We start from the raw sequence: 18,429 nt of genomic DNA on the forward strand, positions 1-18,429 counted from the left end.
CTAGAAGTACCCTTCGCGCTTGCGGTCTTCCATCGCGGCCTCGGACATCTTGTCGTCGGCGCGGGTCGCGCCCCGCTCGGTGAGCCGGGAGGCGGCGATCTCGGTGATCACGGCGTCCAGCGTGGTGGCGTCGGAGTCGACGGCACCGGTGCAGGACATGTCACCGACGGTGCGGTAGCGGATGAGACGCGTCTCGGTGGTCTCGCCCTCCTTCGGGCCGCCCCACTCGCCGGCCGTCAGCCACATCCCGTTCCGCTTGAAGACGTCGCGCTCGTGGGCGAAGTAGATCTCCGGGAGCTCGATGCCCTCGCGGGCGATGTACTGCCACACGTCCAGCTCGGTCCAGTTGGACAGCGGGAAGACGCGGACGTGCTCGCCGGGGGCGTGGCGGCCGTTGTAGAGCTGCCACAGCTCGGGACGCTGGCGGCGCGGGTCCCACTGGGAGAACTCGTCGCGCAGGCTGAACACCCGCTCCTTGGCGCGGGCCTTCTCTTCGTCGCGTCGACCGCCACCGAAGACCGCGTCGAACTTCAGGCTCTGGATCGCCTCGGTCAGCGGGACGGTCTGCAGCGGGTTGCGGGTGCCGTCCGGGCGCTCGCGCAGCTTGCCCGCGTCGATGTACTCCTGCACGGAGGCGACGTGCAGGCGCAGGCCGTGCTCGGCGACCGTGCGGTCGCGGTACTCCAGGACCTCGGGGAAGTTGTGCCCGGTGTCCACGTGCAGCAGGGTGAAGGGGACCGGCGCCGGCGCGAACGCCTTCAGCGCCAGGTGCAGCATGACGATGGAGTCCTTGCCGCCGGAGAAAAGGATCACCGGCTTCTCGAACTCGCCCGCCACCTCGCGGAAGATGTGCACGGCCTCCGACTCGAGGGCGTCGAGGTGCGACAGCGCGTAGGGCGCGTCGGTCTCGTCGTGGACGTGTGCCACGGTCGTCGTCATGCCAGACCCCTCTCGGTGAGCAGCGCGTGCAGGGCCGAAGCCGACTCCTGCACGGTCTGCGTGTGCGACTCGATGCGCAGGTCCGGGGAGTCCGGAGCCTCGTACGGGTCGTCGACGCCGGTCAGACCGGAGATCTCGCCCGCCGCCTGCTTGGCGTACAGGCCCTTCACGTCACGCTCGGAGCAGACCTCGACCGGGGTGGCCACGTGGACCTCCAGGTACGAGGTGCCCTCGGTGGCGTGCCGCTTGCGGACGGCCTCACGGCTGTCCGCGAACGGCGCGATCACCGGTACGAGCGCCTTGACGCCGTTGCTCGCGAGCAGTTCGGCGACGAAGCCGATCCGCTGCACGTTGGTGTGGCGGTCCTCCCGGGTGAAGCCCAGGCCGGCGGAGAGGAACTCGCGGATCTCGTCGCCGTCGAGGACCTCCACGCGGTGGCCTTCGGTGCGCAGCCGCTCGGCCAGCGCGTAGGCGATGGTGGTCTTGCCCGCGCTCGGCAGCCCGGTCAGCCACACGGTGGCGCCCTGGTCGCTCACGCTCATCTGCTCTGTCTCCGTAAGTTCGCTCATCAGCCGTGCAGTCCGCACTCGGTCTTGGCCCGTCCGGCCCAACGGCCGGCCCGCGCGTCCTCGCCCTCCGCCACGCGGCGGGTGCAGGGGGCGCAGCCGACCGAGGCGTAGCCGTCCGTCAGCAGGGGGTTGGTGAGGACGCCGTGTTCCGCGACGTACGCGTCGACGTCGTCCTGGGTCCAGCGGGCGATCGGGGAGATCTTGACCTTCTGCCGCTTCTCGTCCCAGCCGACCACCGGAGTGTTCGCCCGGGTCGGGGACTCGTCGCGGCGCAGCCCCGTCGCCCACGCTTCGTACGCGGTCAGGCCCTCCTCCAGCGGCTTGACCTTGCGCAGTGCGCAGCACAGGTCGGGGTCGCGGTCGTGCAGTGCGGGACCGTACTGCGCGTCCTGCTCGGCGACCGTCCGGCGCGGGGTGAGGGTGATGACGTTGACGTCCATCACGGCCTCGACCGCGTCACGGGTGCCGATGGTCTCCTCGAAGTGGTAGCCCGTGTCGAGGAAGACCACGTCGACACCGGGGAAGGCACGGGACGCCAGGTGGGCGACCACCGCGTCCTCCATGGAGGAGGTCACGGCGAACTTCTTGCCGAAGGTCTCGGCCGCCCAGGTGAGGATCTCCAGCGCGGAGGCGTCCTCCAGGTCCCGGCCCGCCTGCTCGGCCAGCGCCTTGAGGTCGCGCGTCTCCACTATCTGATGTGCCGTCATATCTCTTCCCCTCCAGTGGTGTTGGACTGAAGACCCCGGGCCAGCAGCCCGAGGTACTTCAGCTGGAAGGCTCGGTTGCAGGCCCTGCATTCCCAGGCGCCGTGACCCGCCTCGTGGGGAAACAGGTCCTCGTCGCCGCAGTACGGGCAGTAGAAGGGGGCCGCCCGCTCGCTCACCCTGCGCTCCTCGTGTCGTTCGCTGCGCTCACACTGTGCTTGTCGCTGTCGTTCGCTGCGCTCACACTGTGCTCTTCGCTGTCGTTCGCTGCGCTCACGACAAGTCCTCGTCCTTTGCCCGGGTCACCCAGGCCGCGAAGCGCTCGCCGTCCTCGCGCTGCTCCTGGAAGCGCGTGACGACCCGCTCCACGTAGTCGGGCAGACCGGCCGAGGTGACCTTGAGGCCACGGACCTTGCGGCCGAAGCCGGCCTGGAGACCGAGTGCGCCGCCCAGGTGGACCTGGTAGCCCTCCACCTGCTGGCCGTCCTCGTCCAGGACCAGCTGGCCCTTGAGACCGATGTCCGCCACCTGGATGCGGGCGCAGGCGTTCGGGCAGCCGTTGATGTTGATGGTGAGCGGCTCCTCGAAGTCCGGCAGGCGGCGCTCCAGCTCCTCGATCAGTGCGGCGCCGCGCGCCTTGGTCTCGACGATGGCCAGCTTGCAGAACTCGATGCCCGTGCAGGCCATCGTGCCCCGCCGGAAGGGGGACGGCTTGACCCGCAGGTCCAGCGCCTCCAGGGCGGCCACGACCGAATCGACCCGGTCGGCTTCGACGTCGAGGACGATCATCTTCTGCTCGGCAGTGGTGCGCAGGCGGCCGGAGCCGTGCTGCTCCGCGATGTCCGCGATCTTGGTGAGGGTGGCACCGTCCACGCGGCCGACGCGGGGCGCGAAGCCGACGTAGAACCGGCCGTCCTGCTGCTGGTGCACGCCCACGTGGTCGCGCCACTGGCCGCTCGGCTGCTCGGGCGCCGGGCCGTCGGTCAGCTTCCGCTTCAGGTACTCGTCCTCCAGGACCTGACGGAACTTGGCGGCGCCCCAGTCGGCGACGAGGAACTTCAGGCGGGCACGGGTGCGCAGGCGGCGGTAACCGTAGTCGCGGAAGATCGAGATGACGCCCTCGTAGACGTCCGGCACCTCGTCGAGGGAGACCCAAGTGCCCAGGCGGACGCCCAGCTTGGGGTTGGTCGAGAGGCCGCCGCCGACCCAGACGTCGAAGCCGGGGCCGTGCTCGGGGTGGTTCACGCCGACGAAGGCGACGTCGTTGATCTCGTGCGCCACGTCGAGCAGCGGCGAGCCGGAGATCGCCGACTTGAACTTGCGGGGCAGGTTGGAAAAGTCCGGGTTGCCCACGATGCGGCGTTGGATCTCCTCGATGGCAGGGGTGCCGTCGACGATCTCGTCCTGGGCGATGCCGGCGACGGGCGAGCCGAGGATGACGCGGGGGGTGTCACCACAGGCCTCGGTGGTCGACAGGCCGACGGCCTCCAGGCGGCGCCAGATCTCGGGGACGTCCTCGATCCGGATCCAGTGGTACTGCACGTTCTGGCGGTCGGTGAGGTCGGCGGTGCCGCGCGCGAACTCCTCGGAGATCTCGCCGATCACGCGGAGCTGTTGGGTGGTAAGCCGGCCGCCGTCGATGCGGACGCGCAGCATGAAGTACTTGTCGTCCAGCTCCTCCGGCTCCAGGACCGCGGTCTTGCCGCCGTCGATTCCGGGCTTGCGCTGGGTGTAGAGCCCCCACCAGCGCATACGGCCGCGCAGGTCGTTGGGGTCGATCGAGTCGAAGCCCGTCTTGGAGTAGATCGTCTCAATGCGTGTCCGCACGTTGAGACCGTCGTCGTCCTTCTTGAACTGCTCGTTGCCGTTGAGGGGGGTGTGGTGTCCAACGGCCCACTGACCCTCACCGCGGTGACGGCCGGTCTTCCGGCGCGCGGCGGCGGGCGTTTCGGGGGTGGAGGCCATGGGGGTACGTCCTTCTTCGGCGGCTCAAGGCAAGGGCGGGGGAGCTGGGGTGGCGGCGCGCCCCCGTAACTGCTGCCGCTGAGCAGATGCGGCTGATCGCCGCCCGTTTCCGGTTGTGCCGGTGGTCAGGGCGGTGCTCGGCCTTCGGGGGGCTTGCAGGGGGTGGCGCCTCCGCGACGACGGTGTGCGGGGCGCTCTGCGGCGGTGGCTGGTTCGGTCAGCTCGCCGGACAGATGGCGCTGGACATGCGGCCGAGGTCGACGTGCCGCCGACTCACCAAGGCAATTCCAGCTCCATTCATGGCGGAAGCGTGTCATGTGCCGATTGGAGGAGTCCACTACTGTCCACCATGCGGACGATGCAGTCCCGCATAGTGGGACAACGTGACGGGGGTCACGTGCTGGGCCGGACTCCGGTGGCCCCCGGTCGTACGGTCAGTGAGTCCGGGTGGCGGACGGCGCGGACGGCGCGGACGGCGCGGGAGCGGCCGGGCGGAAGGGGGCCGAGGTCTCGATGCCGTCCGCGTCGGGGCCGCCCTGCCGAAGCCCGTCCTCGACGTCGGCGAGCTCGACCGGCCAGTGCTCGCGCTCGCCAGCCCGCCGGACCATCGCGCAGACGGTCGAGTCGGGGTCCAGCCCGCTGACCGTGCCCTCGAAATGGACGAATCCATCGGACGCCCGGGCGGCGGGATCGGCGTACTGCATGGTGAGGCGGGTGGTGACCACGGAGTGTTGGGGGTCTCGACGTTCTGGAGATTCGAAGGCGGTGGCGCCGGCTTCCGGGAGATGATCGCCACGATGTGGCTCTGCCGGCGGTATGAGCCGGACAGCCAGCGCGCTCGGCGCCTGGACGCCGCGGAGGGTTCCGCAGTTTTCGGGCGGTTGCCGGGCTCCCCGTCCTGCGGGGTGACCGGGTCCGGCTCGTCGGCCGGATCCGGTGGACGTGCGGCGCTCATGGACCTCGCCTGCGTTCGACGGACGTCCAGCATGCGCCGCTGGAGTCCCCGCCCGCCCGGCGCCACGCCGACCCACGGGGTCAGGCTCCCGGCCAGGGGCCCGGTGTGGGGGTGTCTTCCTTCTCTTCCGTCTCGGTCTTGAAGAGCTTGAAACCGCGCCGCAGGTAGTTGTCCATCGCCGTCGGGCCGTCCTGGCTGCAGGTGTGGAGCCACACGCGGCGGGTCGGTTCGCGCTCGGGCCAGCGGTCCGCCAGGGACCAGGCCGCGGCCACGCCCACCGACAGCAGGTGGCCACCGATGCGGCGCCCCCGGAACTCCGGGAGGAGCCCGAAGTACATGATCTCCACCGCACCGTCCGGCTGGGGGTCGAGTTCCACGTAGCCCGCCGGCGTGCCGCGCTCGTACGCGACCCACGTCTCCACGCCCGGCCGGCCCAGCTGCTCCACCCACTGCGCACGGGTCAGCGACAGCCGGTCCGTCCAGTGGATGTCGCCGCCGACCGAGGCGTAGAGGAAGCGGCTGAACTCCGGCGAGGGGACCTCCGCCCGCTGGACGTGGATCTCGGGTCCTGGGACCGCCGCCCGGACCAGGTCCTGCGCCGAGGTCATTTCCAGCGACCACGTGGTGAGTGTGATGGTGCTCATGCAGGTCAGGGAATCACATCCGCCACCCGCCGCCGGAGGGTACCCCCGGGCCCGAGCGGCCCAGCCGGGCCCCGATCACCGCCGGTGCGGTGGAGTGCGGCAGCAACGCCGCCGGGTCTTCGGGGCGGATCACCTCCACTTCCACATCGTCCGCGAAGCGGTACGGGCGGCGGGTCAGGACCCCGCCGAGATGCCGCCGTACCCGGGAGAGCTCCGCGCGGACCGTCACCGTGCGCGTCGGGTCGCCGAACAGCTCCGCGGACAGCTCCGCCGCCGAGCGTCCCCGCGGGCTCTCCGCCAGCAGGAACAGCAACTCCGCGTGGCGCGGGCTCAGCTCCTGCGACCAGCTCCCGGCGGCCCCGTACACCGTCACCGACCACGCCCGCGGACGGCTCAGGTCCAGGACGACCCTGCTCGCCGCCGTGGCCGTGCCGGGGACCTCCGCGATGCGCAGCAGCCAGCCGCCCGGCAGCGGCTCCACCACGCAGTCCCCGAGCTGCGGCACCCACACCCGACCCGGGCCGAAGCCCTTCGGCAGCGGGATCCGGTCCGTCGGGGCGAGGCCCGTGACCGCCGCCGCCCAACCGTGCGGGTCCACGGCCAGCGCCCGGCCCGGCAGCCGGGCCAGCAGCGGCGCCGCGATCGACCGCAGCCGCTCCAGGGACTCCAGGTGCCGGACCCGCAGCTCCCGCTCCGCGAGCCGGGCCACCGAGCTCACCCACGCCAGCGTGGCCGGGTGCATGGTGGCCAGCGGCCCGCTGACGTCCACCACCCCCAGCAGCTGCCCGTCCCGCGGGTCCCGCACCGGCGCCCCCGCGCACGTCCAGTCGTGATGGCTGGAGACGAAGTGCTCCGCCGAGAACACATGTACGGGCTGCCTGGTCACCAGGGCCGTGCCCACCCCGTTGGTGCCGACCACCGCCTCGCCCCAGTCGGCGCCCACCGAGAACCCGAGCCGGTCCGCCTTGCGCAGGATCGACGGGGCCCCCTCCCGCCACAGCAGCCGCCCGTCCGCATCGGCGACGACCAGGATGTGCAGTGCGGTGTCCAGGGTCGGCAGCAGCCCCTCGCGCAACACCGGCAGGACCTCCCGCAGCGGCGAGACCTGTCTGCGCTCCTCGGTTTCGGCCGCCGACAGCATCCGGGAGCGCGCGTCCCGGTCCGGGTGCACCCCGCCGGCCAGCATCCGCCGCCAGGACTCGGCGATCTCCGGGCGGGGAGCCGCAGGCAGCTCGTCCCCCGCCAGCACGGCTGCTCGTACCCCCTTGAGCAGGCGCGCCGCCTCCCGCGCGTCCATGGCCGAGATGCGTGCCACATCGACCGTGCTGCCTGCGGTGTGGGCCACCGGAAACCTCCCCGTGCGGAACAGGACGTACGAGGGAACCCGCCCGGGTCGTCCGCGCGTACTGCTTCCCCCGGCATGCGCGGCGGAGGGTTCCGACTCAGAGGGTTGCAACGGTACGCAACCCTCGCCAAGTCCCGGTCACCCGAATGAAACTGTCGGGACGTCGCCTTGCGGCGTGATGGCTCCTCCTCGGGGCTTTCGGATCAGGGGCGGTGCCGAGTCGGCGCGGCGCCACCCCTGATCTCGGTCAACGGGCTCGGATCCGGGCGCGGAGCGGTTTGGGGACCACGCCTAGTCCGCGATCCGCGCCCGTTCCACGATCGCGCCGAGCCCCAGACTGTGCGGCAGCGTGCCGAAGGCCGCGCCCCCGTCGCCGCCCAGGCGCGAGGCGCAGAACGCGTCCGCCACCTCCGGCGGGGCCCAGCGCACGAGCAGTGATCCCTGGAGCACCAGGGCGATGCGTTCCACCACGCGGCGCGCCCGCGCCTCGATGCCCTCCAGGTCCGCCAGCTCCGTCAGCAGGCCCTTGATGGCCGAATCCAGCCGGTGGTCGGCGCCGCGCGTCAGCCCGACCTCCTGGAGGAAGGCGTTCAGCGCCTGCGGCTCCCGCTGGAGCGCCCGCAGGACGTCCAGGGCCTGTACGTTGCCCGAGCCCTCCCAGATCGAGTTCAGCGGGGATTCGCGCAGCAGTCTCGGCATTCCCGACTCTTCGACGTAGCCGTTTCCCCCCAGGCACTCCAGCGCCTCTGCCACCATCGGCGTACAGCGTTTGGTCACCCAGTACTTCGCAGCGGGCACCGCGAGGCGCAGGAACGCCCGCTCCTGTTCCGTCCCCGCGTCGTAGGCGGCGGCGAGGCGCAGCGCCAGTGTGGTGGCGGCCTCCGATTCCAGGGCGAGGTCTGCCAGTACGTTGCGCATCAGCGGTTGCTCGATGAGCCGCGCTCCGAAAGCGGAGCGGTGCTCGGAGTGGTGCACGGCCTGCGTCAGTGCCTGCCGCATCAGCGAGGCCGAGCCCAGGACGCAGTCCAGCCGGGTGGCCGCGACCATCCCGATGATGGTCCGCACGCCGCGCCCCTCCTCGCCGACCCGGCGCGCCCAGGTCCCGTCGAACTCGACCTCGCTCGATGCGTTCGACCTGTTGCCGAGCTTGTCCTTCAGCCGCTGGATCGCGAACGGGTTGCGCGTGCCGTCCGGCAGCACCCGCGGCACCAGGAAGCAGCTCAGCCCGCCCGGAGCCTGCGCCAGCACCAGGAACCCGTCTGACATCGGCGCCGAGCAGAACCACTTGTGCCCCGTCAGCAGGTACTCGCCCGCCGCGTCCAGCGGCTGAGCCGCCGTCGTGTTCGCCCGTACGTCGCTGCCGCCCTGCTTCTCCGTCATCCCCATGCCGAAGAGCACCCCGGCCTTCTGCCCGGCCGGCCTGAGCCCCTCCTCGTACACGTGCGAGGTCAGCCGCGGTTCCCACTCCGCGGCCAGCTCCGGGTCCGTGCGCAGCGCCGGCACGGCCGCATGGGTCATCGAGACCGGGCAGCCGTGCCCCGACTCGGCCTGCGACCACACGAAGAACCCGGCCGCGCGCCGCAGGTGGCCGGCCGGCCGCCCCCACGCATCGGTGAGCCCGGCACTCACGGCGTGCCCGAGCAGCCGGTGCCACGCCGGGTGGAACTCCACCTCGTCGATCCGGTTGCCGTACCGGTCGTGCGTGCGCAATTTCGGAGGGTTCTCGTTCGCCAGCGCTCCCCACCGCTGTGCCTGCGCCGATCCGGTGGCCCGTCCGAGTTCCGAGAGCTCCTCCCGTACCTCGCCGAGGAGTTCGGGCGTCGCGGCCGACAGGTGCCGCTCCACGCCCTCGCGAAGGGCCCGGTCGCCGTTGTAGACGTCGTGGCCGACCAGGGGAGGAGCCTGGTTGGTGACTGTGTGGGTGGTGGCTGACATGCGGATACCGTAAGGACGTGCAGCCAGCAAAAGAAACACCCGAGCGGATCCCAGGGCGGCTCCACCGGGCCCGCGCCCTCTACCGCAACGTCTCCAAGCGCAAGATGGCGTGGCTGCTGCTGAAGGACACCGTCAATTCGTGCATCGAGTACCGCATCCTCGGTCTGGCGGCCGAGGCGGCGTTCTTCACGCTCCTGTCGCTGCCGCCGCTGTTCCTCGGCCTGCTGGGCCTGCTCGGGTACGTGGACGGCTGGACCGGTGGCACGTTCGTGGCCTCCATCGAAGAGAACATCCTGCGGGCGGTCGGCACGGTGCTCTCCGACCGCGGCGTCAACGAGATCGCGAAACCGATGCTCGACGACGTGACCCGGGGCGGTCGCCCCGACCTGGTCTCCCTGGGTTTCGCCTTCGCCCTGTGGTCGGGGTCCCGGGCCGTCAACGTCTTCATCGACACCATCACCGTGATGTACGGGCTCGACGGCCAGCGCGGCATCGTCAAGACCCGGCTGCTGTCCTTCCTGCTGTACGTGATCGCGCTCGTGATCGGTGCGATCGTGCTTCCGCTGATGGTGGCCGGGCCGGACGCGGTCGTCCGCTGGCTGCCCTGGAGCACGGAAGTGATCGCGGTGCTCTACTGGCCGACCGTCACCCTGCTGTCCATCGCCTTCCTGACCACGCTGTACCACGTGTCCGTACCCGTGCGCTCGCCGTGGATCGAGGACGTGCTGGGGGCGCTGGTGGCGCTGGCCATGTGGGTGCTGGGCTCGTTCCTGCTGCGGATCTACCTCACGAACACGGTCGAGGGCCCGACCATCTACGGATCGCTGGCCGCCCCGGTCGCGGTGCTGCTGTGGATCGGCGTCTCGGCCTTCGCGGTCCTGGTCGGCGCGGCCGTGAACGCCGCCATCGACCGGGTCTGGCCGTCCTTGGCGACCGCGGCGGCCCGCGAGGCGAACGAGCGGGCCCGGGAGGCGGAGGCCGCGCAACTGGTCGCGCGGGCCGCCGCCTGGCGGGCGCTGGCCGAGGGCGAGTCGGAGGACGACGAGGACGGCGACGGCGAGATGCCGTCGGAGTTCCCGGAGCGCTGGTCGAATTTCCTGCCGCCGGAGGACTACACCTCCCGTCTGCGCAAGCACTGACCGCGGCACCCGCCGTAGCCTGGCGCTGTGTACGAGGAGCGGCCGTCCCGATGGGTGCCCGGCGCGATCGTGTGGCGTGCCGGGGCGCCCGGCGGGCCGGTGCTGCCCGACGGCTGCATGGACCTGCTGTGGATCGACGGACGGCTGCTGGTGGCAGGCCCCGACACCGGGCCGCACCCCGCCGGTGAGGTACCGGGCGGCGCCTTTGCCGGGTTGAGGTTCGCCCCGGGCACGGCCCCCGCGCTGCTCGGCGTGCCGGCGCACGAGCTGCGTGACCGCCGGGTCGAGCTGGCCGACCTCTGGCCGGGCCCGCAGGTGCGCCGCCTCGCCGAGCAGGTGAGTGCGTACGCGTGTCCGTGCGAGGGGCTGGAGTGGCTGGCCCGCGGTCGCGCGGCCCGGAGCGCGCCACCGGACCCCCTCGCCGCACGCGTCGCGGCAGGGCTCCGCGCGGGGGAGTCGGTGGCCGCCGTCGCCGCGGCGGTCGGCCTCGGGGCGCGCCAGCTGCATCGGCGCTCGCTCGACGCGTTCGGCTACGGACCCCGCACGCTGGGACGGGTGCTGCGGCTGCAGCGGGCGCTGGCTCTGACCCGCCAGGGGCTGGCGCAGGCCGAGGTGGCGTACCGGGCCGGATACGCGGACCAGGCACACCTCGCCCGTGAGGTGAGGGCCCTGGCCGGCACCACCCCGGGGGCCTACGCGGCCTCCTACGCCTCGGCGGGGGCGAACAGGGAGACCCCGCAGCCGTCGGGGTCGAGCACGACGGCGTAGCGCTGCCCCCAGACGGCGTCCCAGGGCTTCAGGTGGCCCGCGTACCCGGCGTCCGTCAGTTCCGCGTACAGCGCGTCCACCGCGGCGGGGAAGTCGCACAGGAACGCCAGTTCCCGTCGGCCGCCCCCGGTCGGCGGGGTCCACGACGGGTCGAAGGAGCGGATCACGTCCTCGGTGTCCCAGGCGATCCGGAGCCCGCCGGGGAGGACGGCCTCCACGTGCGGCTGTTCGTCGGCCCCGGCCGGAACGTCCAGACCCAGGCGACGGTAGAAGGCGAGCGAGGCGGCCATGTCGGAGACGACCAGGCCGATCATGTCGAGTCGGGGAGTCATGCGGCCAGGCTAGGAGACGCCGGCTCGGCGGTCTTGAACGAATCGGACACGCGGCGGTGGACGCGAGCGCGTCGCGGAGATGGCCGGAAAGTGGAAGCGGAGGCGGCCGGAAAAGAATTGGCGTGCGCGGAAGGCCACTTGGTACGGTGAACGTGTTCCCGCCGATCGGCAGGGAAACATTCAGCATGTGTAAGACCCGGAGGTGAGTTCATTGATGACTGTCGTCATGCAGGGCACCGTTCGCGCCCAGAAGACCATCAATGTCACTTCCGTGGTCTCCGGCTGATCCCACACTTCTTCGCGCGCCACCGAGCACGCGCTGCCGGGGCCACCCTGTGAAGGGTTTCCTCTTGTCTTTCTCTTCTCCTTCCTCTTCGTCCTCGCACGCCCTCGCCCCCTTCGGCTGGGACGACGCGTGGGAGGCCGAATTCGCCCCGTACGCCGCACAGGGCCTGGTCCCCGGGCGCGTCGTACGGGTCGACCGCGGCCAGTGCGACGTCATGACCGCGGACGGCATCGTCCGCGCCGACACCGCCTTCGTCACCCCGCACGACCCGCTCCGCGTCATCTGCACCGGTGACTGGGCCGCGGTCGAAGCGGCGGGCAACCCCCGCTACGTGAAGGCGTACCTGCCGCGCCGGGCCGCCTTCGTGCGGTCCACCTCCTCCCAGCGGTCCGAGGGACAGATCCTCGCCGCCAACGCCGACCACGCGATCATCGCGGTCTCCCTGGCCGTCGAGCTCGACCTGGGCCGCATCGAGCGCTTCCTCGCGCTCGCCTGGGAGTCGGGCGCGCAGCCGCTGGTCGTCCTGACCAAGGCGGACCTGGTACCGGACCCGGTGACCCTCTCGCACCTCGTCCAGGACGTGCAGACCGCGGCGCCGGGCGTCGACGTCCTCACCGTCTCCTCCCTCACCGGGGAGGGCACGGACGTACTGGCGGCCGTCGTCGCGAGCGGTACGAGCGTGCTGCTCGGCACCTCGGGCGCCGGCAAGTCCACGCTGGCCAACGCACTGCTCGGCGCGGACGTCATGGCGGTCCAGGCCACCCGTGACGTGGACGGCAAGGGCCGCCACACCACGACCACGCGCAACCTGCTGGCACTGCCCGGCGGAGGCGTCCTGATCGACACGCCGGGGCTGCGGGGCGTCGGCCTGTGGGACGCCGAGGCCGGGGTCGGCCAGGTCTTCTCGGAAATCGAGGAGTACGCGGCCGAGTGCCGGTTCCCCGACTGCGCGCACGAGGCCGAACCGGGCTGCGCGGTGCTCGAAGCGGTGGAGAGCGGCGCACTGCCGCAGCGGCGGCTGGAGAGCTACCGCAAGCTGCTGCGGGAGAACCAGCGGATCGTCGCCAAGACGGACGCGCGGCTGCGGGCGGACATCCGCCGGGACTGGCGCATGAAGTCCGCCGAGGGCCGGGCCAACTACGCGGCCAAGCACAACGGCCGCTTCTGACCCCGCCCTGCTCGCCGCGCCCCGCGCCCCGCGCCCTGTTCCTGAGCACGCCCGGGAACGGGGGCGGGGCCGGGGCGGGGCCGCGGCGAGGCCGCCCGCGTCGAAGGCCTCAGTCGTCCAGGCCCCAGCTGAACACCCGCCGGGGTCCCCCGAAGGGGTGGGATCGGCGTACGCGTCCCCGCGCACGATCCCCGACGGAGGTCAGCCGGCCAGTACCGCACCCACCCAGGCCCCCACCACCATCAGGCACGCGAACAGCTCCACCAACACGCTCGTTCCCAGCGCCCGCATCACCGCCCGTACCGAGGCCCGGGCCTGCCCGTGCGTGCCGAGCCGCAGCCGCTCGCACAGGTAGATGCCCCCCACGAACCCCGGCACCGCCCCCAGCACGGGCACCAGCACGAAGCCGAGGAGCGCGCCGGTCCCGGCGTACACCGCCATCCGGGGGGTGGCGCCCACGCCCCGCAGCTGTCGGGGCGGCAGCAGCCACTTGATCACCTGCACCACCAGGAGCAGCGCCGTCGTCGAGACCAGCAGGGACCACGCCAGCACCGACCGCAGGTGGAGCGCCCACCACAGCACTCCCGCCCAGACCAGCCAGGTCCCCGGAACGCCCGGAATCATCACCCCGACCACCCCGAGCAGCAGCACCAGCCCCACCAGGAACAGCTGAGGCAGATCCATCTGCTCAGCCTGCCTGACCTGGGGCTATCGGGCCACCCAGCCCCGTTCGTACGCGTGCCAGCCCAGCTGGAGCCGCGTCGTGACCCCGGACAGCTCCATCAGGCCCTTGACCCGCCGCTGCACCGTCCGCAGCCCCAACTCCAGGTGCTTCGCCACGCTCGCGTCCGTCATCCCCGCCAGCAGGAGCGTGAGGATCTCCAGATCGGTGGTGTCCGGCCCACCCGCCGACTCCTCCGCCGCCCCCGTCGACCCCAGCCGCAGCGGCAGCGCCTCCCGCCACACCGCCTCGAAGAGGCCCATCAGGGACTCCAGCAGCCCCGACGCGTGCACCACCAGGGCCGCCGGCTCCGCCCCGCGCGCCGTCAGCGGGACCATCGCCAGGGACCGGTCAGCGATCACCAGCTTCGTCGGGACCTCTCCCGTCACCCGAACGCGTTCGCCCCGTGCGAGCGCCGCCGACGCCTCCCTGATTCCGGTCGGCAGGGCCAGTGCCTCCCGCTCGATCACCACCCGGTACTCGACACCCCGTACGGAGGCCCGTTCCTCCGGCTCGTTCTCCGTCCCCAGGACCACCTGCGGCCGGCCGCTGACCAGCGCGCACACCTCCTCCACCGCGCCCAGCCGGAGCTGGTGGAAGCGGTGCGCCAAGGCGCTCGCGCCCGTCACCACCTCCACCAGGTCGTGGACCGCGGGCTCGGATGCCTCCGCCCGGTACTCCTCGGCCAGCAGCGCCGCCGCCAACTCCGCCCGTTCCAGCTCGTGCCGCTGCTGCGTCAGCAGCGCCTCCAACGCCACCCCCGGCGGAGCCGCCACCCAGCGCCCCGGCCGGGTCGAGGACTGCGCCGCCAGACCGTGCCGCTCCAGATGACGCAACGCCCGTTCGGTGTGTGGCACCGGCAGCGTCAGCCGGTGCGCGAGGTCCGGCACCTCCGCCGCACCCAGCGCCACCAGCGCGCGGTACGCCGACTCCTGGCCCTCGTCCAGGCCTATCGCACCCAGCAACCCGTCCACCCCACGTCTCAACCCTTCCGCGCCGTCCCACGTTGGCGGGAAGCGGCCACGGCGCAAACCCGCCTCCAACATCATCGCCGTACCCCCGCATCTCTGCCAGGGTGTCACCACCGCATCACCAACATCCGCTGGTCAGAGGTCACTTGCGCGGCGGCTTTGCCGTGCAATGCAGCATTTGGGCGGTAGTTGGTGGGTATTCACCTGGGGAGTGCGATGCGTCCGATCTCGCGCCCGGCACGGGTGCCCGCCGTGGCCGTCCCGGCCGTCACCGGACACGCGGGGTACGCGCCGGGGGCGTTGACGAACTGACCGACACGAACGGCGCTGACGTCACCCGGACGGTGGTGCGTGCGTGCGACATCCGTGAGGTCGTACGAGGGATGCGGATCGGGTCCACCGGGCGGCGGCCCTGTGGACCCCATTTCGTGTATTCGGCGTTTTTCGCCGCTCCGGGGGGCCGAGAATGGGCCCATGAGTCAGCAGGGCGCGGACGACTGGTGGCAGAAGCTGTACGAGGACCCGGACGGGGGCACGGACCCGGACCCGGGGGACACGCTGGAGAGCCGGTTCCACTCGGCGTCGGTCCTGACGACCCCGCCGGCGGCCCCACCCGGAGCCCCCGATGCGCTGCCCCCGGTGCCGCCACCGCACGCCGTACTGCCGGGGCCGCGCCGGGAGGCCGCCCCGGAGCCGCCGCCCCGGGACCCCAGGGAGCCGGGTACGACCGGGTACGGCCTCGGGAGCGTGACCGTGCCCCCCGCGCTCCCGGAGGAACCGCCGGTCGGGCGCCGCGTCCCCCAGGAGGAGCCCCCGTACCCCGCTGCCGCCTGGGACGCGTCCCCCGCGGTCGCGGACCCCTGGCGCACCGCCGGATGGCAGCTCGGGGCGGGGCCCGTGCCCCGAGCGGGCACCGAGGGCGTTTCCCCAGCGGGAGCGGGAGCGGGAGCGGGAGCCGGGTCCCCCATGACGGCCGGGCCCGCAGCCGGGCCCGGACCTGGGCTGGAGTCCGGATTCGATCCGGGGCCACGGACTGCACCCGGTGCCGGTCCCGGGTTCGGGCCCGCGCCCGACGCCGGAGCCGGGCAGACCACGGTGGACGGTCCCGGGGGTCCCCGGCCGTGGCCCGGACCCGTGACGGCCGGGGGCGGCGCCGTCGGAACCGGGCCGTGGTCCGAGCCGGGCGGCGGCCAGCGGCCCGAGGTGCGCCACCTCGGGGATCGGGCGCCGACCTACGCCGCCGACCCCGGTGCGCTGCCCGTGGCCGATCCGGGCGCGTTGGACGCGTTGGTGCCCGATACCGTCCTCGAAGGGGCCCGGCACGGGACGTACACGCTGCGCGCCGCCTCGGTGCGCGGGGACTCCGCCCGCTTCCGCGGCGAGGCCCGTCGCGATTTCCTGCTCACCGCCCGCTTCGGGACCGGCGACGACGCCCTCGTGCTGGCGGCCGTCGCGGGCGGGGACCGGGCCGCTCCCGGGGCCGCCGAGGCCGCCGCGGAGGTGTGCCGCTGGATCGCGGCGGCCGTCGGCCGGAGCCGGGAGCGGCTGGCCGACGACATCCGTGCCGGCCGCCGCGAAGACCTGCGCTCGGGCCTCCAGCGGCTCACCGACCGTGGCTACGGCCGGCTGCGGGCACGTGCCATCGAGCTCGGGCTCCCGGAGGACGCGTACACCGCCGGCCTGCGCGTCCTGCTGCTCCCCATCGATCCGGAGTGCAGGACCCGGGTCTGCTTCGGCGCGGGTGCAGGCGGGCTGTTCCGGCTGCGGGCGGGCCAGTGGCAGGACCTGGAGCCGGCAGGGCCGGGGGAGGAAGCGGCCGAGAGCTTCCGGTTCCGGGCGGCGGTGGCCCGGCCCGGGGACACGCTGCTGCTCTGCTCCGGGGGGCTCGCCGACCCCCTGCGGGAGGAGGGCCTCCTTTCGGCCGAACTCGCGGCCCGCTGGGCGGGTGCGGAGCCACCGGGCCTCGCGGCCTTCCTCGCGGACACCCAACTCCGCCTCAAGGGGTACGCCGACGACCGGACGGCCGCCGCGGTCTGGGAGGCGTAACCGCACGGAACGTGCATGGATGGAAGGCGTACACGGCAAGGGCAGCGGCAGAGCCGAACCGGAAGGGCGCCTTCTCCATGGCCAAGCAGAGCGTGTCGGATCAGTTCGTCGACATCCTGGTGCGCGCCGGCGTGCGCAGGATGTACGGGGTCGTCGGCGACAGCCTGAACCCGATCGTGGACGCCATCCGCCGTACGGACGGCATCGAGTGGATCCAGGTCCGGCACGAGGAGACGGCCGCCTTCGCGGCCGGAGCGGAGGCCCAGATCACCGGCCGGCTCGCCGCCTGCGCCGGCTCCTGCGGTCCCGGCAACCTGCACCTGATCAACGGCCTCTACGACGCCCACCGGTCGATGGCCCCGGTGCTCGCCCTCGCCTCCCACATTCCGTCCGGCGAGATCGGCCTCGGCTACTTCCAGGAGACCCACCCCGACCGGCTGTTCACCGAGTGCAGCCACTACAGCGAGCTGATCTCGAACCCGAAGCAGATGCCCCGGGTGCTCCAGACCGCCATCCAGCACGCCGTCGGCCGCAGCGGAGTCGGCGTGATCTCGCTGCCCGGCGACATCGCCTCCCTGCCCGCCCCGGACAAGAGCGTCGAGCACGCGCTGGTGACCGCCCGGCCGACCGTGCGTCCCGGCGACGGGGAGATCGAGAAGCTGGTCCGGCTGATCGACGAGGCCGACCGGGTCACGCTGTTCTGCGGCAGCGGCACGGCCGGGGCGCACGCCGAGGTGATGGAGTTCGCCGGCCGGGTCAAGGCGCCGGTCGGGCACGCCCTGCGGGGCAAGGAGTGGATCCAGTACGACAATCCGTACGACGTCGGCATGAGCGGGTTGCTGGGTTACGGCGCGGCCTACGAGGCCACGCACGAGTGCGACCTGCTGATCCTGCTGGGTACCGACTTCCCGTACAACGCCTTCCTGCCCGACGACGTGAAGATCGTCCAGGTGGACATCCGCCCGGAACACCTGGGCCGGCGTTCCCAACTGGAACTCGGCGTCTGGGGAGACGTACGGGAGACCCTGCGCGCCCTGAACAGCCGGGTGCGGCCCAAGACGGACCGACGCTTCCTGGACCGGATGCTGAAGAAGCACGCGGACGCCCTGGAGGGGGTGGTGAAGGCCTACACGCGGAAGGTGGAGAAGCGCACCCCGATCCACCCCGAGTACGTGGCCTCGGTGCTCGACGAACTCGCCGACGAGAAAGCCGTGTTCACCGTTGACACGGGCATGTGCAACGTATGGGCGGCGCGCTATCTTTCCCCGAACGGCAAGCGGCGCATCATCGGCTCCTTCAGCCACGGCTCGATGGCCAACGCCCTCCCGCAGGCCATCGGCGCACAGTTCGCCGACCGCAGTCGTCAAGTGGTGTCGATGTCGGGCGACGGCGGTTTCTCCATGCTGATGGGAGATTTCCTCACCCTGGTGCAGTACGACCTGCCCGTCAAAGTGGTCCTCTTCAACAACTCATCACTCGGAATGGTCGAGTTGGAGATGTTGGTTTCCGGACTTCCCTCGTACGGAACGACGAACCGGAAGACGGATTTCGCGGCGATCGCCCGCGCCGCGGGTGCATTCGGGATCAGGGTGGAGAAGCCCAAGCAGCTCAGCAGTGCTTTGAGGGATGCGTTCCGGCACAAGGGCCCCGCTCTGGTGGACGTGGTGACTGACCCCAACGCCCTGTCCATTCCGCCGAAGATCAGTGCCGAGATGGTGACCGGTTTTGCACTTTCCGCCAGCAGGATCGTGCTGGACGGAGGGGTGGGCCGGATGATCCAGATGGCTCGATCCAACCTGCGCAACGTGCCTCGCCCGTAAGCCCGCAGGAGTGCCGGGGGCACCGGCGGGCATGCATCCCGTAGACCAGTTCGAGAGCCATGGGACACGGGGGAGGGGCATCGCCGTGCGGGTGGGGGCGAAGACCGGAAAGCAGTGGAGAA

Annotated in this window: 18 protein-coding genes; 5 read left to right on the forward strand and 13 right to left on the reverse strand. The window is 72.0% G+C overall.

What is annotated here, in order from left to right; all coding sequences use genetic code 11:
• The 10 genes from cysD to ABZZ20_RS07110 form a co-directional block, all read right to left on the reverse strand.
• Window positions 1-939, reverse strand: a complete 939-nt coding sequence (cysD, locus tag ABZZ20_RS07065; RefSeq protein ID WP_356867616.1) for a sulfate adenylyltransferase subunit CysD — start codon at window positions 937-939, stop codon at window positions 1-3.
• Window positions 936-1,481: an adenylyl-sulfate kinase gene (cysC, locus tag ABZZ20_RS07070; protein WP_356867617.1), complete on the reverse strand. Its 546-nt coding sequence runs from the start codon at window positions 1,479-1,481 to the stop codon at window positions 936-938. The genes cysD and cysC overlap by 4 nt, the downstream gene beginning before the upstream one ends.
• Before the next feature lie 26 nt (window positions 1,482-1,507).
• Window positions 1,508-2,215 carry a phosphoadenylyl-sulfate reductase gene (locus ABZZ20_RS07075; RefSeq protein WP_356867618.1) on the reverse strand — a complete coding sequence of 236 codons (708 nt, stop codon included), beginning with the start codon at window positions 2,213-2,215 and terminating at the stop codon, window positions 1,508-1,510.
• Complete coding sequence (locus ABZZ20_RS07080; RefSeq protein WP_356867620.1) at window positions 2,212-2,391, reverse strand: hypothetical protein; 180 nt, start codon at window positions 2,389-2,391, stop codon at window positions 2,212-2,214. Before ABZZ20_RS07080 ends, ABZZ20_RS07075 begins: the two co-directional genes overlap by 4 nt.
• Window positions 2,392-2,485: 94 nt before the next feature.
• Window positions 2,486-4,177 carry a nitrite/sulfite reductase gene (locus tag ABZZ20_RS07085; RefSeq protein ID WP_356867622.1) on the reverse strand — a complete coding sequence of 564 codons (1,692 nt, stop codon included), beginning with the start codon at window positions 4,175-4,177 and terminating at the stop codon, window positions 2,486-2,488.
• Window positions 4,178-4,394: 217 nt separating this feature from the next.
• Window positions 4,395-4,478, reverse strand: coding sequence for a putative leader peptide (locus ABZZ20_RS07090; protein WP_309550570.1), 84 nt, complete (start codon window positions 4,476-4,478; stop codon window positions 4,395-4,397).
• Window positions 4,479-4,611: 133 nt separating this feature from the next.
• Window positions 4,612-4,902 (reverse strand): hypothetical protein, encoded by a 291-nt coding sequence (locus ABZZ20_RS07095; protein ID WP_356867624.1) that lies wholly within the window; start codon window positions 4,900-4,902, stop codon window positions 4,612-4,614.
• 310 nt (window positions 4,903-5,212) lie between these two features.
• Complete coding sequence (locus ABZZ20_RS07100; RefSeq protein WP_356867626.1) at window positions 5,213-5,776, reverse strand: GNAT family N-acetyltransferase; 564 nt, start codon at window positions 5,774-5,776, stop codon at window positions 5,213-5,215.
• Between the two features lie 13 nt (window positions 5,777-5,789).
• Window positions 5,790-7,073, reverse strand: a complete 1,284-nt coding sequence (locus ABZZ20_RS07105; protein ID WP_356867980.1) for a GAF domain-containing protein — start codon at window positions 7,071-7,073, stop codon at window positions 5,790-5,792.
• Window positions 7,074-7,412: 339 nt separating this feature from the next.
• Entirely contained in the window at window positions 7,413-9,056 is a 1,644-nt protein-coding gene (locus ABZZ20_RS07110; protein ID WP_356867628.1) for an acyl-CoA dehydrogenase family protein, read from the reverse strand.
• 17 nt (window positions 9,057-9,073) lie between these two features.
• On the opposite strand from ABZZ20_RS07110, the gene ABZZ20_RS07115 reads away from it, so the two are divergent.
• Window positions 9,074-10,195 (forward strand): YihY/virulence factor BrkB family protein, encoded by a 1,122-nt coding sequence (locus ABZZ20_RS07115; protein WP_356867630.1) that lies wholly within the window; start codon window positions 9,074-9,076, stop codon window positions 10,193-10,195.
• 27 nt (window positions 10,196-10,222) lie between these two features.
• Window positions 10,223-10,963, forward strand: a complete 741-nt coding sequence (locus tag ABZZ20_RS07120) for a helix-turn-helix domain-containing protein (RefSeq protein ID WP_356867632.1) — start codon at window positions 10,223-10,225, stop codon at window positions 10,961-10,963.
• On the opposite strand, the gene ABZZ20_RS07125 is transcribed toward ABZZ20_RS07120, so the two are convergent.
• Entirely contained in the window at window positions 10,900-11,295 is a 396-nt protein-coding gene (locus ABZZ20_RS07125) for a VOC family protein (protein ID WP_356867634.1), read from the reverse strand. The two genes, ABZZ20_RS07120 and ABZZ20_RS07125, sit on opposite strands and share 64 nt — an antisense overlap.
• Window positions 11,296-11,645: 350 nt before the next feature.
• Between ABZZ20_RS07125 and rsgA the strand changes: the two genes are divergently transcribed.
• Window positions 11,646-12,749: a ribosome small subunit-dependent GTPase A gene (gene rsgA, locus ABZZ20_RS07130; RefSeq protein WP_356867636.1), complete on the forward strand. Its 1,104-nt coding sequence runs from the start codon at window positions 11,646-11,648 to the stop codon at window positions 12,747-12,749.
• Between the two features lie 201 nt (window positions 12,750-12,950).
• On the opposite strand, the gene ABZZ20_RS07135 is transcribed toward rsgA, so the two are convergent.
• Window positions 12,951-13,433: a DUF456 domain-containing protein gene (locus tag ABZZ20_RS07135; RefSeq protein WP_356867638.1), complete on the reverse strand. Its 483-nt coding sequence runs from the start codon at window positions 13,431-13,433 to the stop codon at window positions 12,951-12,953.
• Window positions 13,434-13,457: 24 nt separating this feature from the next.
• Entirely contained in the window at window positions 13,458-14,435 is a 978-nt protein-coding gene (locus ABZZ20_RS07140) for a helix-turn-helix domain-containing protein (protein WP_356867982.1), read from the reverse strand.
• A gap of 480 nt (window positions 14,436-14,915) precedes the next feature.
• Between ABZZ20_RS07140 and ABZZ20_RS07145 the strand changes: the two genes are divergently transcribed.
• Both ABZZ20_RS07145 and ABZZ20_RS07150 read left to right on the forward strand, forming a co-directional pair.
• Complete coding sequence (locus ABZZ20_RS07145; RefSeq protein ID WP_356867640.1) at window positions 14,916-16,487, forward strand: protein phosphatase 2C domain-containing protein; 1,572 nt, start codon at window positions 14,916-14,918, stop codon at window positions 16,485-16,487.
• A 77-nt stretch (window positions 16,488-16,564) separates the two neighbouring features.
• Window positions 16,565-18,307: a pyruvate dehydrogenase gene (locus ABZZ20_RS07150; protein ID WP_356867642.1), complete on the forward strand. Its 1,743-nt coding sequence runs from the start codon at window positions 16,565-16,567 to the stop codon at window positions 18,305-18,307.
• The last annotated feature ends 122 nt before the right edge of the window (window positions 18,308-18,429 follow it).

The sequence above is a fragment of the Streptomyces sp. NPDC006430 genome, assembly GCF_040612395.1.
Classification (GTDB): Bacteria; Actinomycetota; Actinomycetes; order Streptomycetales; family Streptomycetaceae; genus Streptomyces.